General features: G+C 67.3%; 12 protein-coding genes. 2 read left to right on the top strand and 10 right to left on the bottom strand.

The genetic code is table 11. From position 1 onward, the window contains the following. Positions 1 to 89: 89 nt before the first annotated feature. The 8 genes from rng to KHO18_RS03155 form a co-directional block, all read right to left on the bottom strand. The gene (gene rng, locus KHO18_RS03190; protein WP_144197484.1) at positions 90 to 1,553 is read right to left on the bottom strand and encodes a ribonuclease G; all 1,464 of its coding nucleotides are present in this window, start codon (positions 1,551 to 1,553) and stop codon (positions 90 to 92) included. Between the two features lie 82 nt (positions 1,554 to 1,635). Further along, complete coding sequence (locus tag KHO18_RS03185) at positions 1,636 to 2,250, bottom strand: Maf family protein (RefSeq protein ID WP_211942765.1); 615 nt, start codon at positions 2,248 to 2,250, stop codon at positions 1,636 to 1,638. Between the two features lie 43 nt (positions 2,251 to 2,293). Then, on the bottom strand, positions 2,294 to 2,773 hold the full coding sequence (gene rlmH / locus KHO18_RS03180) for a 23S rRNA (pseudouridine(1915)-N(3))-methyltransferase RlmH (protein WP_144197486.1): 480 nt from the start codon (positions 2,771 to 2,773) through the stop codon (positions 2,294 to 2,296). 58 nt (positions 2,774 to 2,831) lie between these two features. Next, positions 2,832 to 3,587 (bottom strand): ribosome silencing factor, encoded by a 756-nt coding sequence (gene rsfS, locus KHO18_RS03175; protein ID WP_211942764.1) that lies wholly within the window; start codon positions 3,585 to 3,587, stop codon positions 2,832 to 2,834. A gap of 45 nt (positions 3,588 to 3,632) precedes the next feature. Further along, positions 3,633 to 4,340 (bottom strand): nicotinate-nucleotide adenylyltransferase, encoded by a 708-nt coding sequence (locus KHO18_RS03170; protein WP_149136487.1) that lies wholly within the window; start codon positions 4,338 to 4,340, stop codon positions 3,633 to 3,635. An 11-nt stretch (positions 4,341 to 4,351) separates the two neighbouring features. Continuing rightward, positions 4,352 to 5,263: an oxygen-dependent coproporphyrinogen oxidase gene (gene hemF / locus KHO18_RS03165; RefSeq protein WP_144197489.1), complete on the bottom strand. Its 912-nt coding sequence runs from the start codon at positions 5,261 to 5,263 to the stop codon at positions 4,352 to 4,354. A gap of 132 nt (positions 5,264 to 5,395) precedes the next feature. After that, the gene (gene purD / locus KHO18_RS03160; RefSeq protein ID WP_144197490.1) at positions 5,396 to 6,664 is read right to left on the bottom strand and encodes a phosphoribosylamine--glycine ligase; all 1,269 of its coding nucleotides are present in this window, start codon (positions 6,662 to 6,664) and stop codon (positions 5,396 to 5,398) included. A gap of 82 nt (positions 6,665 to 6,746) precedes the next feature. Beyond that, on the bottom strand, positions 6,747 to 7,472 hold the full coding sequence (locus tag KHO18_RS03155; RefSeq protein ID WP_144197491.1) for a YebC/PmpR family DNA-binding transcriptional regulator: 726 nt from the start codon (positions 7,470 to 7,472) through the stop codon (positions 6,747 to 6,749). Between the two features lie 167 nt (positions 7,473 to 7,639). Here KHO18_RS03155 and KHO18_RS03150 point away from each other — a divergent pair, with 167 nt between their 5' ends. Then, positions 7,640 to 9,184 carry a helicase HerA-like C-terminal domain-containing protein gene (locus KHO18_RS03150; protein WP_144197492.1) on the top strand — a complete coding sequence of 515 codons (1,545 nt, stop codon included), beginning with the start codon at positions 7,640 to 7,642 and terminating at the stop codon, positions 9,182 to 9,184. Positions 9,185 to 9,279: 95 nt separating this feature from the next. Here the strand turns inward: KHO18_RS03150 and upp are convergent, their stop codons facing one another. Together upp and KHO18_RS03140 are read right to left on the bottom strand one after the other, a co-directional pair. Further along, positions 9,280 to 9,930, bottom strand: a complete 651-nt coding sequence (gene upp, locus KHO18_RS03145; protein ID WP_144197493.1) for a uracil phosphoribosyltransferase — start codon at positions 9,928 to 9,930, stop codon at positions 9,280 to 9,282. 158 nt (positions 9,931 to 10,088) lie between these two features. Next, positions 10,089 to 11,063, bottom strand: coding sequence for a Bug family tripartite tricarboxylate transporter substrate binding protein (locus KHO18_RS03140; RefSeq protein WP_144197494.1), 975 nt, complete (start codon positions 11,061 to 11,063; stop codon positions 10,089 to 10,091). A gap of 272 nt (positions 11,064 to 11,335) precedes the next feature. Between KHO18_RS03140 and KHO18_RS03135 the strand changes: the two genes are divergently transcribed. Further along, entirely contained in the window at positions 11,336 to 12,223 is an 888-nt protein-coding gene (locus KHO18_RS03135; protein ID WP_211942786.1) for a DMT family transporter, read from the top strand. Positions 12,224 to 12,257: the final 34 nt, after the last annotated feature.

The raw sequence follows: 12,257 nt of genomic DNA, 5'->3' as shown, positions 1-12,257 counted from the left end.
AGCGGATGACAGAACGATGACGTGGCGCGGGAGAGTGTGGGGGGAATGTCTGCGGGGTGAGGTATTGGGCGCGTGGCGCCCAATGCACTTTACATCAGGATGATGTCGTACTGTTCCTGATGGAACGTGGATTCCACCTGGAGCGAAATCGGCTTGCCGATGAAGTCGTTGAGCATCGCCAGATGCTGGCTTTCTTCCTCGAGGAACAGATCGATCACTTCCTGGGAGGCCAGGATGCGGAACTCGCGCGGGTTGAACTGGCGGGACTCGCGCATGATCTCGCGCAGGATGTCGTAGCAGACCGTGCGCGGCGTCTTGACCTGGCCCTTGCCCGAGCAGACCGGGCACTGCTCGCACAGCACGTGCGCCAGCGACTCACGCGTACGCTTGCGGGTCATCTCCACCAGCCCGAGCTGCGAGAAGCTGTTCACCGTGATCCGGGTGCGGTCCCGGGACAGCGCGCGCTTCAGCTCGGAGAGCACCGCGTCGCGATGCTCCACGTTCTCCATGTCGATGAAATCGATGATGATGATGCCGCCGAGGTTGCGCAGCCGCAGTTGCCGGGCGATGGTGTGCGCGGCCTCGAGGTTGGTCTTGAAGATCGTGTCGTCGAAGTTGCGGGCGCCGACGTAGCCGCCCGTGTTGACGTCGATCGTCGTCATCGCCTCGGTCTGGTCGATCATCAGGTAACCGCCGGACTTCAGGTCCACCCGCCGCGACAGCGCCTTTTCGATCTCGGCGTCGATATTGAACAGGTCGAAGATCGGCCGCTCGCCGGTGTAGTGCGAGAGCCGGGGCAGCACGGCCGGGGTGTACTCCTGGGCGAACTCCACCAGCTTCTGGTAGTTCTCGCGCGAGTCGATCTGGATCACGCCCGTGGCGTCGTTGATGAAGTCGCGCAGCACGCGCTGGGCCAGGTTCAGGTCCTGGTACAGCAGGCTGGTGGCCGGCTGGGTGGTCGCGTTCAGGCGGATCGACGCCCAGATCTTGCGCAGGTAGGCGATGTCGTTGCCGAGTTCGTCGTCGCTGGCTTCCTCGGCGATGGTACGCACGATGAAGCCACCACGCTCGTCGCGCGGCACCAGCCCCTGCACGCGGGCGCGCAGCGCCTCGCGGTCTACCTCGCCCTCGATGCGTTGCGAGATGCCGATATGCGGGTCCTGGGGCAGGTACACCAGCGTCCGGCCGGCAATGCTGATCTGCGTGGACAGCCGCGCGCCCTTGGTGCCGATGGGGTCCTTGATGACCTGCACCATCAGGGCCTGGCCCTCGAACAGCGTCTTTTCGATGGCGAGCTGCGCGGTGCCGTTCTTGTCGGGGTCGCGCGGATGCCAGATGTCGGCCACGTGCAGGAAGGCCGCGCGCTCGAGGCCGATGTCGATGAATGCGGATTGCATGCCCGGCAGCACGCGCACGACCTTGCCGAGATAGATATTGCCCACCAGCCCGCGCGTCAGCGTGCGCTCGACATGCAGTTCCTGCACGGCGGCCTGCTGCACGATGGCAACGCGCGTCTCTTGCGGCGTGATGTTGACGAGGATGTCTTCAGTCATAGCGATGGATGCGCGCTGCCGTGTTGTCGGCGGCTTGTTGTTGTCGTTCGGCGCCGGGCGGGATGGCTGCGGGACGGGGCGCTCAGAAACGCAGGCCGGCCTCGCGCAGCAGGGCCGCGGTCTCGAACAAGGGCAAGCCCATGATACCCGAATAGCTGCCGTCGATTCGTTCGACAAACTCGGCCGCGCGGCCCTGGATGCCGTACGCGCCAGCCTTGCCGAGCGGCTCGCCGCTGGCCACGTAGCGGGCGATCTCATCGGCGTTCATCGGCCGGAAAGTGACGTGCGAGATCGACAGCGCATGGCGCTGGCCGAGTGTGGAAACCACGGTCACGGCGGTCAGCACGCGGTGGGTGGTGCCGGCGAGCGCGGCCAGCATCGCGGCGGCATCGTCAGGGTCGGCCGGCTTGCCCAGGATGTCGCCACCCCGGCATACCGTGGTGTCCGAGGTCAGAATCGGATGGTCGGGCAGGGCGCGGCGCTCGCGGCGGCGCAGGGCGGCCTCGGCCTTGAGCGCGCAGACGCGCTGCACGTAGGCGTCGGGCGTCTCGCCGGGGAGCACGGCTTCGAGCGCTTCGGCGTCCTCGTCGTCATCGGCGAGCAGCAGTTCGTGGGAGACGCCGAGCTGCGTCAGCAGTTCGCGGCGGCGCGGGCTTTGGGAGGCGAGGTAGAGGAGGTCGTGGGTCACGGCGCGCATCGGGAAAATCGATGCGGCGATTGTAACCGTCGGCGGCGGGAACTCAGACCCGGTGATACGGGTGGTTTTGCGTGACCGACCAGGCGCGGTAGAGCTGCTCGGCCAGCAGCACGCGCACCATGCCGTGCGGCAGCGTCAGGCTGGAGAGCCGGATCAGCGTGCTGGCGCGCGCCTTGAGGGCCGGGTCGAGCCCGTCCGCGCCGCCAATCAGGAAAGCCACGTCGCCGCCTTCGCGCTGCCAGCCGGTCAGCTGGTCGGCCAGCTGCACCGTGGTGAAGTCGCGCCCGCGTTCATCGAGCGCAACGATCCGGCATTGCTTGGACAGCGAACCGAGCACGGCGTCGATGCGCGCGGCTTCCCGCTGCATGACCGTGGCGGCGTTGTTGCTCGACGAACGGGCTTCCGGCTTGACCTCGCGCAGTTCGATGCGCAACTCCGGCGGCATGCGCTTGGCATACTCGCCGAAGCCGGTTTCGATCCAGCCGGGCATCTTGTGGCCGACGGCCACGATCACGAGTTGCATGGGCGATCTGGCGATACCTGGTGGATCGGTGCGGACGGCTTAAGTCGAATCCGCTGACTCAGGCCGAGCGCTTGCGCGGCGCGGCGGTCTTGGTCGCAGCCTTCTTGGCGGCCGGCGCCTTGCGTGCCGGGGCCTTGGCGGCGGTCTTTGTTGCCGGCTTCGTAGCCGTCTTGGTTGCCACCTTGCGGGCCGGCGCCTTCACGGCCGGGGCTTTGCGGGCCGGCGTCTTGGCAGCCGCCGTCTTGGTGGCGGCGCCGGTGCTGGTCTTGCGCACCGGCTTGCGGATGGTGGCGATGGCGTCCGGATCGGTGTCTTCGTGGCCCATCGGCGGCGAAGGTTCCTTCATGCCTTCCGGCAGCTTGGCCAGCGCCGGGCGCAGGCTCGAGGCACGGCGCGAACGCGGTGCCGGTGCGGAGGCCTCGGCTTCGTCCTCGTCCATCGGCTCGCTGGCCTTGGCCAGGCTCCTGGCGCCGGTCAGCTTCACGCGCACCGGCTTGTCGCCCCAGATTTCCTCGAGGTTGTAGTACAGGCGCAGTTGCGGCTGGAGGATGTGCACCACGGCGTCGCCGCAGTCCACCAGCACCCACTCGCCGGTCTCCAGACCCTCGACGGCAATGATATGGCCGCCAGCGTCCTTCACCGTATCCCGCACAGAGGCAGCAAGCGCCTTGGTCTGGCGGTTCGAACTACCGCTGGCGATCACCACCCGGTCGAATAGTTCGGTCAGGTGAGTGGTGTCGAACACCTTGATGTCCTGCGCTTTGACATCTTCGAGCCCGTCGACGATGGCGCGTTGCAGTTTACGAATATCCATGGTGTCTTTCTTGTTCAGCTTCGTTCGGGATAGGGGCGAGCCGGCTCAGGGATTGCGGTACAACCCGCGACTCGCGATGTAGTGTGCCACGCCGGCAGGCAGTTGGTCATCCGCCGGCTGGCCATCGGCCAGGCGCTGGCGCAGACCGGTGGAGGACAGATCGACGGCAAGGGTCTGGTCGATCCACATCCGGCCGGAGGGCGTGCATTGTATCAGGTGCGTGTCCGCCAGCCGCTGGTTCATGGCTTCGAGCACCGGACCGTCCAGCGCGGCGAGGTCGAAACCGGGCCGGGTGGCGATGCACAGGTGCACTTGTTCGAACAGCGCCTCCCACCCGTGCCATGTGTGCAGGCGCAGCAACTGGTCGGCGCCCATCAGCCAGGCCATGGAGGTATCCGGGCCGTATTCGTCGCGCAGGTGGCGCACCGTGTCGATGGTATAGCTCGGGCCGGCCCGGTCCACCTCCATGCGGCTTACTCGTATCTTGGCGCGCGGGCTGTCCAGCGTGGCTGCGGCCAGTTCGGTCATGGCAAAGCGGTCGGCGGCGGGCGTTACCTGGTCACCCTTCTGCCAGGACTGGCCGGTGGGGATCCAGACCAGCTCGTCGAGCGCCAGATGGTCGATGCAGAGTTGCGCCAGCGCGACATGGCCGCGATGCGGCGGATCGAAGGTGCCGCCCAGGATACCCAGGCGGTACGGGCGGCCGGTGGACGGGGCGGGGTGGGTTGCGCGGGAGTCTTCAGGAACAGTCATCACACTCGCCGTCAGGCCCACTCGCGTGCCGGCAGGAAGTCGGTGTACAGCGCGGCCTCCGCGCTGCCCGGCTCGGGTTGCCAGTCGTAGCGCCAGGTCACCTGCGGCGGCATCGACATCAGGATGGATTCGGCGCGGCCGCCCGATTGCAGGCCGAACAGCGTGCCGCGGTCGAATACCAGGTTGAATTCCACGTAGCGCCCGCGCCGGTAGGCCTGGAAGTCGCGCTCGCGCGCGCCGTAGGGCGTGTCCTTGCGGGCTTCGAGGATGGGGAGGTAGGCGTCGAGGAAGGCGTCGCCGACCGATTGCATCATCGCGAAGCTGCGGTCGAAGCCCAGCGCGGCGAAATCGTCGAAGAACACCCCGCCGATGCCGCGCGCCTCGCCCCGGTGGCGCAGGAAGAAATAATCGTCGCACCACTGCTTGAAGCGCGGGTACAGGTCGTCGCCGAACGGCGCCAGCGCGGTCTTGCAGGTGCGGTGGAAGTGCGCGCAGTCATCGGCATTGCCGTAGTACGGCGTCAGGTCCATGCCGCCGCCGAACCACCAGACCGGGTCCGCATCGGGCTTCACGGCCACGAAGCAGCGCACGTTCATGTGCACCGTCGGCACGTACGGATTGCGCGGATGGAACACCAGCGAGACGCCCATGGCCTCGAAGCTGCGCCCGGCCAGTTCGGGCCGGTTGGCGCTGGCCGAGGGGGGCAGGGTGTCGCCGCGCACGTGGGAGAAGCCCACGCCGGCGCGCTCCATCACGGCGCCGCCTTCCAGAATGCGGGTGCGGCCATTGCCGCGCAGGCGCTCGGTCGGTGGCTTTTCCCATTCGTCGGTCAGGAATGGCTGGCCGTCCACGGCGGCAATGGCGTCGGTGATGCGGTCTTGCAAGCCGAGCAGGTAGGCGCGGACTGCCTGGGAGTCGATCATGATGGGCGGAATCGGATGGGCCGGTAGCGCGACGGCCGCCCGGAGGGCGCGGCCGTCATGGCGCTGTCATGATTGTACCGGCTGGACTCCCGCCGCGCCGTGAAGCTGGCGCGGGGGCGTCCGGTGCGCGCATCAGCGCTTGATGGCGCGGTAGCCAATGTCGGTGCGGAACTGCATGCCGTCGAAGCGGATCTGCTCCACAGCCGCGTAGGCAGCGCGCTGCGCGGCCTTGACGGTGTCGGCCAGGCCCACCACGCAGAGCACGCGGCCGCCCGAGGTCAGCAGGGTGCCGTCCTTGAGCGTGGTGCCGGCGTGGAACGTCACGGCCTCGACCGTCTCGGCGGGAATGCCGGTGATGGCATCGCCCTTGCGCGGGTCTTCCGGGTAGTTGTAGGCAGCCATCACCACGCCCAGCGCGGTACGGCGGTCCCAGTCCAGTTCCACCTGGTCGAGCTTGCCGTCCACGGCCGCTTCCATCACGTCCACGAGGTCGGTCTTCAGGCGCGCCATGATCGGCTGCGTCTCCGGATCGCCCATGCGGCAGTTGAACTCGAGCGTCTTCGGGTTGCCGTCCTTGTCGATCATCAGGCCGGCGTACAGGAAGCCCGTGTACGGGATGCCATCCTTTTCCATGCCGCGCACGGTCGGCATGATGATCTCGCGCAGTGCACGGGCGTGCAGCGCCGGCGTAACCACCGGGGCGGGCGAGTAGGCGCCCATGCCGCCGGTGTTGGGGCCGGCATCGGCGTCCAGCAGGCGCTTGTGGTCCTGGCTGGTGGCCAGGGCGAGCACGTTCTTGCCATCCACCAGCACGATGAAGCTGGCTTCCTCGCCTTCCAGGAATTCCTCGATGACCACGCGCGCGCCGGCATCGCCGAGCTTGTTGTCGGCCAGCATCATGTCGACGGCGTGGTGCGCTTCTTCCAGCGTCATCGCCACGACCACACCCTTGCCGGCGGCCAGGCCATCGGCCTTGATCACGATCGGGGCGCCCTGGGCGTCGATGTAGGCGTGCGCGGCGGCCGCATCGGCAAACGTCTGGTAGGCAGCCGTGGGGATGTTGTGGCGATGCATGAACGCCTTGGCGAAGTCCTTGGAGGACTCCAACTGCGCGGCAGCCTGGGTCGGCCCGAAGATGCGCAGGCCACGGGCGCGGAACACGTCGACGATGCCGGCGGCCAGCGGGGCCTCGGGGCCGACCACGGTGAACGCCACCCCTTCGCGCTCCACGAAGGCGGCGAGCACCTCGGGATCGGTCAGCGGCACGTTCTGCAGGCGCTTGTCGAGCGCCGTGCCGCCGTTGCCCGGCGCCACGTACACCACTTGCACCTTGGGGGACTGGGCCATTTTCCACGCCAGCGCGTGCTCACGTCCGCCCGAACCGACAACCAATACTTTCATGATCCACTGCCAGAAAAGAAACGCATGCGAAAAGCGGCAGCTGGCCGGGGCCGGGCTGCCGCCATGGGGCGCGGCGGAGGACTTAGTCCTCGATCACCGCGTTGGTGAAGACTTCCTGTACGTCGTCCAGGTTTTCCAGGGCGTCCAGGAGCTTCTGCATCTTGACCGCGTCGTCGCCGGTAAAGCTCACCTCGTTCTGCGGCTTCATCACCACATCCGCCAGTTCGGCCTTGAAACCGGCCGCTTCGAGGGCGGTCTTGACCGCCGGGAAGTCGTTGGGCGGGCAGGTCACTTCGATCGAGCCGTCGTCGTTGGTCACGACGTCATCGGCGCCGGCTTCGAGCGCGGCATCCATCAGCTTGTCCTCGGGCGTGCCCGGGGCGAACAGGAACTGGCCGCAGTGGGTGAACATGAAGGCCACCGAGCCTTCCGTGCCCATGTTGCCGCCGTGCTTCGAGAACGCATGGCGGACTTCGGCCACGGTGCGGGTACGGTTGTCGGTCAGGCAGTCGACGATGATCGCCGCGCCGGCCAGGCCGTAGCCTTCGTAGCGGATTTCCTCGTAGTTCGCGCCTTCCAGGCCACCCACGCCGCGCTGGATCGCGCGCTGGATGTTGTCCTTGGGCATGTTCGCGTCCATGGCCTTGTCGATCGACAGGCGCAGGCGCGGGTTGGAGTCGGCATCGCCGCCGCCAAGCTTGGCGGCCACGGTGATTTCCTTGATCAGGCGCGTCCAGATCTTGCCCCGCTTGGCGTCAGCAGCGGCTTTCTTGTGTTTGATATTGGCCCATTTTGAGTGACCGGCCATGATTCTCTCCGAGGCGGAATAGCTGTCGTGCAGCGTGCTGGGTGGCGCTTCCGGCGGCCACGCCATGTGATGGATGTGCCGATTTGCTGGCTATAATCAGCGCAGGATTTTATCACGCGGCCCCTGTCTTCCGATCTGGATGACACCGCGATTACGACGAGACCATCATGGCCGACCCCATCCTCATCGCCAAGAACGCCGACTGCGAGCTCGTACTGCTGCCCGAGATGGGGAATCGGCACGGTCTCATCACCGGCGCCACCGGTACCGGCAAGACCGTCACGCTGCAAACGCTGGCGCAGGGGTTCTCGCGCCTGGGGGTGCCGGTGTTCATGGCGGACGTCAAAGGTGATCTTTCAGGCATATCTCAGGTCGGCAAGCCCTCGGACAAGCTCAAGGCCCGCCTGGCGGAACACGGGCTGCCCGAACCGGCCTGGGGCGCCTGCCCGACCACGCTCTGGGATGTCTTCGGCGAAAAAGGGCATCCGGTGCGCGCGACGGTCTCGCACATGGGGCCGCTGCTGCTGTCGCGGATGCTCGAACTCAACGACACCCAGCAGGGCGTGCTGAACCTTGTGTTCCGCATCGCCGATGCCAACGGCCTGTTGCTGCTCGACGCCAAGGACCTGCGCGCGATGCTCCAGCACGTGGGCGACAACGCCAGCCAGTTCACCACCGAGTACGGCAATATCTCGGCGGCCTCCATCGGCGCGATCCAGCGCGGGCTGATCGCGCTGGAGTCGCAGGGCGCGGACAAGTTCTTTGGCGAGCCGATGCTGAACCTGGAGGACTTCATCCAGACCGAGAAGGGGCAGGGCGTCGTCAACATCCTCGCCGCCGACAAGCTGATGAATGCGCCCCGGCTGTACGCCACCTTCCTGCTCTGGATGCTGTCCGAGCTGTTCGAGCGGCTGCCCGAGGCCGGCGATCTGGACAAGCCCAAGCTGGTCTTCTTCTTCGACGAGGCACACCTGCTGTTCAACGATGCCCCCAAGGCGCTGCTGGACAAGATCGAACAGGTGGTGCGGCTCGTGCGGTCGAAGGGCGTGGGCGTGTACTTCGTGACGCAGAACCCCGTGGACATTCCGGATACCGTGCTCGGCCAGCTTGGCAACCGCGTGCAGCACGCGCTGCGCGCGTTCACGCCGCGTGACCAGAAGGCGGTGAAGGTGGCCGCCACGACCATGCGGCCAAATCCGAAGCTCAATCTGGAACAGGCGATTGGCGAACTGGGCGTGGGCGAGGCGTTGATCTCGTGCCTGGACGCCAAGGGGACCCCGGTCGTCACCGAGCGGGCGTGGGTACTGCCCCCGGGCAGCCGCATCGGCCCGGCCACGCCCGACGAGTGCAAGGCCCTGATCGCCAATTCGCTGGTGGCCGGCACCTACGAGAAGACCGTGGACCGGGAATCGGCCTACGAGAAGCTGCGCGGCAGTGTGGCGACGGCCGGCAACGGCGAGACATCGGCGCAAAAGCCCGGCACGACCGCCAGGCCCGGCACCCCCCAGCCGCAGGCCGAGGAAGGCGGCAGCAGCTGGGCCGGCGACATCTTCGGCACGCTGACCAAGGGCACCGGCAAGACTGGCCGCGGCGACTCGATCCTCGAATCGATGGCCAAGTCCGCCGGCCGGACGCTCGCCTCGCAAGTCGGCCGGGAACTGGTCCGTGGCGTGCTGGGCAGCCTGCTGGGCGGCGGCGGACGGAAGAAGTAAGGCTGGTTTAGCGCAACAGCAGCAGGTGCGGGAAATGCACCGCCAACTGGATCGCGCATAAACATTGAGGCGCATCAAGCGCCTCATATTTCACATCAGTTCTTGGTGCCGAACAGCCGGTCGCCGGCGTCGCCCAGGCCCGGGATGATGTAGGCGTGGTCGTCCAGGTGGCTGTCCAGCGACGCCACGTACAGCCGCACGCCCGGGTGGGCCTTCTGGAACACTTCCACGCCTTCCGGCGCGGCCACCAGCGCCACGAAGGTGATGGCTTCGTCCTTCACGCCGCGCCGCTTGAGCACGTCCACCGCATGCGCGGCCGAATAGCCGGTGGCGACCATCGGGTCGCAGAGGATGAAGCTGCGGTCTTCCACGTCCGGCAGGCGCACCAGGTACTCCACCGGGCGATGCTGTTCGTCGCGGTACACGCCGATATGGCCGATGCGGGCCGACGGAATCAGCTCGACCAGCCCATCGCTCATGCCCACGCCGGCGCGCAGTACCGGCACGATGGTCAGTTTCTTGCCGGCGATGACCGGGGCTTCCAGCGGCACAAGCGGGGTCTCGATGCGGCGCGTGGTCAGCGGCAGGTTGCGCGTGATCTCGTAGCCCATCAGCAGCGTGATCTCGCGCAGCAGCTCGCGGAACGTGCGCGTGGACGTTTCCTTGTCGCGCATGTGCGAGAGCTTGTGCTGGATCAGCGGGTGATTGAGGATGAAGAGATTGGGGAAACGCGGATCTTGTTTCATGGCGGCGGCAGGCTCGGCGGAGGGTGGTGGGCGCGCTGGCCTGGCAAGGCAGGCGCGGCGCCCGATGCAGCGGGATTGTAATGGATGCCGCCCCGCTCCACGCGGCCATCTACGTGGTCATCGGGGCCGCCGGGCCCCGCCTTTGATCTTGCCCCGCCTCAGTCCACGGTGATGGCGGCCGACTTCGCCACTTTGCCGAAGCGCTCGTACTCGGTCTGCGTCAGCGTCTGGAGTTCGGCCGCGCTCGATCCCTTCGGATTGAAACCGGCCTGTTGCAGCTTGTCGCGCACCTCGGGGCGGACCAGCGCCTCCACGAAGGCCGCGTTGAGCGCCTGCACCACCGGCGCCGGCAGGTTGGCCGGGCCGTAGACGCCGAACCACGGCTCCACGGCGTAGCCGGGCAGGCCGGCCTCGGCCAGCGTCGGCACGTTGGGCAGCGACGGCGCTCGGGTCTTGCCGGCCACCGCCAGCGCGCGCAGCTTGCCCGCCTGGATATGGGGCAGCGAGGCGGGCAGGTTATCGAACATCACCTGGATATGGCCGCCGAGCAGGTCGTTGATGGCCGGGCTGCTGCCTTTGTAGGGCACGTGGGTCAGGCCGGTCTGGGTCATCTGCGAAAACATCGCGCCGGCCAGGTGCATCGACGTGCCAGTGCCAGCCGTGGCGTAGGTCAGCCCTGGGTGCGCCTTGGCATAGGCAATCAGCTCTGGCACGGTCTTTACGGGCAGGCTTTCGCTGACTTCCAGCACGATGGTCGAGGTGCCCAGCAGGCTGATGGCCGTGAAGTCCTTGCGGGGGTCAAACGGCACGTGCTTGTAGATATGGGGATTGAGCGCGTTCGTCGAAATCGCCCCGAAACCGATGGTGTAGCCATCGGCAGGTGCCTTGGCCACGGCTTCCATGCCGATGTTGCCCCCTGCGCCGGGGCGGTTCTCCACCACCACCGGCTGGCCGAGCTTCTCGGCCACGCGCTGGCCGACGGTGCGGGCGACGAGGTCCGTGGTGCCGCCGGCGGCGTAGGGCACGATGAAGCGGATCGGCTTGGCGGGGAAGGCATCGGCGGCGCCGGCAGGGGTGGCGGCGGCGAACAGGACGCCGGTGGAAAGGATGGCGCGGGCGAACGGGAAGGGCATGGCTCGGTGTCTCCGTGTTTTTTATATGGCAGGGTGTGGCCTGGTATCGTCTTGGCGCCCCGCCGGCAAGGCTTGGCGGGGCGCGGGCCATTGTAGGGGAAAGCTGCTGGTGCCGCGCGCGGCACCCCGGCGCGCCTTGCGCCTTTTGACATACAATCGACGCGTTCCGGCCCCGCGTCATCCTCGCGTCACCCCCTCGCGGCCGCGGCCGGCATCCGAACTCTGCGTCTCCCGTGCCTGCTTCCCAGAAGTCCCTGTCCTCGCCCGTCGAGCTGCCCGCGCCGCAGCGCTATGGGCTCGCCGTCGCGGCCGTCGGCGCCGTGCTGTTTTCCGCCAAGGCCATCGTGGCCAAGCTGATGTACCGCTATAGCGTCGATGCCGTCGTGGTCATCACGCTGCGCATGCTGTTCGCGGTGCCGCTGTTCATGGCCATCGGCTGGTGGCAGGCGCGCAAGCTGCCGGCGCTGTCCTGGGCCGATCGCGGCCGGGTGGTCTTCCTGGGCTTCATCGGCTATTACCTGTCCAGTTTTCTCGATTTCCTCGGCCTGCAGTACATCACCGCCGGCCTGGAGCGGCTGATCCTGTTCCTGACGCCGTCCTTCGTGCTGCTGACCACGGCGCTGGTGTTCCATCGGCCGATCCATGCGCGGCAGTGGATGTCGCTGCTGCTGGCGTATGCCGGCATCGTGCTGGTGTTCGCCCATGACCTCGACGTGAGCGGTGCGCAGGTCTGGCTGGGCGGCGCGCTGGTGCTGGCCAGCGCCTTGTCGTATGGTGTGTACCTGATCCTGAGCGGCGAGCTGGTCAGGCGCGTCGGCTCGCTGCGGCTGGTGGCCTACGCGATGTGCGTGTCCACGGCCTGCTGCGTGGTGCAGTATGTGGCGCTGGGCCGTCCGCTGGCGGCGCTGGCGCAGCCGGCGCCGGTGATGTGGCTGTCACTCGTCAACGCGGTGTTCTGCACGGTGCTGCCGGTGTCGCTGACGATGATCGCGGTGGCGCGCATCGGCGCGCCGATGGCGTCGCAGGCGGGCATGATCGGCCCGGTTTCGACGCTGCTGCTGGCATTCTGGCTGCTCGGCGAGCCGATCACGGGCTGGCAGATCGCCGGCAGCGCGCTGGTGCTGGGCGGCATGTATCTGTTGTCGAGCCGCCGGGCCTGAACAATTTCGAGAGCAACCGGGACGCCGCACCAAG

Origin of the sequence: Cupriavidus campinensis (assembly GCF_905397395.1) — a bacterium.
GTDB lineage: Bacteria > Pseudomonadota > Gammaproteobacteria > Burkholderiales > Burkholderiaceae > Cupriavidus > Cupriavidus campinensis.
Note: the sequence above shows the minus strand (reverse complement) of the source record. Positions and strands in the feature narration are given on the sequence as shown.

Excerpts from the sequence above, each read along its gene's own strand:
- rng (WP_144197484.1), bottom strand. The coding sequence starts at position 1,553 with ATGACTGAAGACATCCTCGTCAACATCACGCCGCAAGAGACGCGCGTT.
- KHO18_RS03185 (WP_211942765.1), bottom strand. The coding sequence starts at position 2,250 with ATGCGCGCCGTGACCCACGACCTCCTCTACCTCGCCTCCCAAAGCCCG.
- rlmH (WP_144197486.1), bottom strand. The coding sequence starts at position 2,773 with ATGCAACTCGTGATCGTGGCCGTCGGCCACAAGATGCCCGGCTGGATC.
- rsfS (WP_211942764.1), bottom strand. The coding sequence starts at position 3,587 with ATGGATATTCGTAAACTGCAACGCGCCATCGTCGACGGGCTCGAAGAT.
- KHO18_RS03170 (WP_149136487.1), bottom strand. The coding sequence starts at position 4,340 with ATGACTGTTCCTGAAGACTCCCGCGCAACCCACCCCGCCCCGTCCACC.
- hemF (WP_144197489.1), bottom strand. The coding sequence starts at position 5,263 with ATGATCGACTCCCAGGCAGTCCGCGCCTACCTGCTCGGCTTGCAAGAC.
- purD (WP_144197490.1), bottom strand. The coding sequence starts at position 6,664 with ATGAAAGTATTGGTTGTCGGTTCGGGCGGACGTGAGCACGCGCTGGCG.
- KHO18_RS03155 (WP_144197491.1), bottom strand. The coding sequence starts at position 7,472 with ATGGCCGGTCACTCAAAATGGGCCAATATCAAACACAAGAAAGCCGCT.
- KHO18_RS03150 (WP_144197492.1), top strand. The coding sequence starts at position 7,640 with ATGGCCGACCCCATCCTCATCGCCAAGAACGCCGACTGCGAGCTCGTA.
- upp (WP_144197493.1), bottom strand. The coding sequence starts at position 9,930 with ATGAAACAAGATCCGCGTTTCCCCAATCTCTTCATCCTCAATCACCCG.
- KHO18_RS03140 (WP_144197494.1), bottom strand. The coding sequence starts at position 11,063 with ATGCCCTTCCCGTTCGCCCGCGCCATCCTTTCCACCGGCGTCCTGTTC.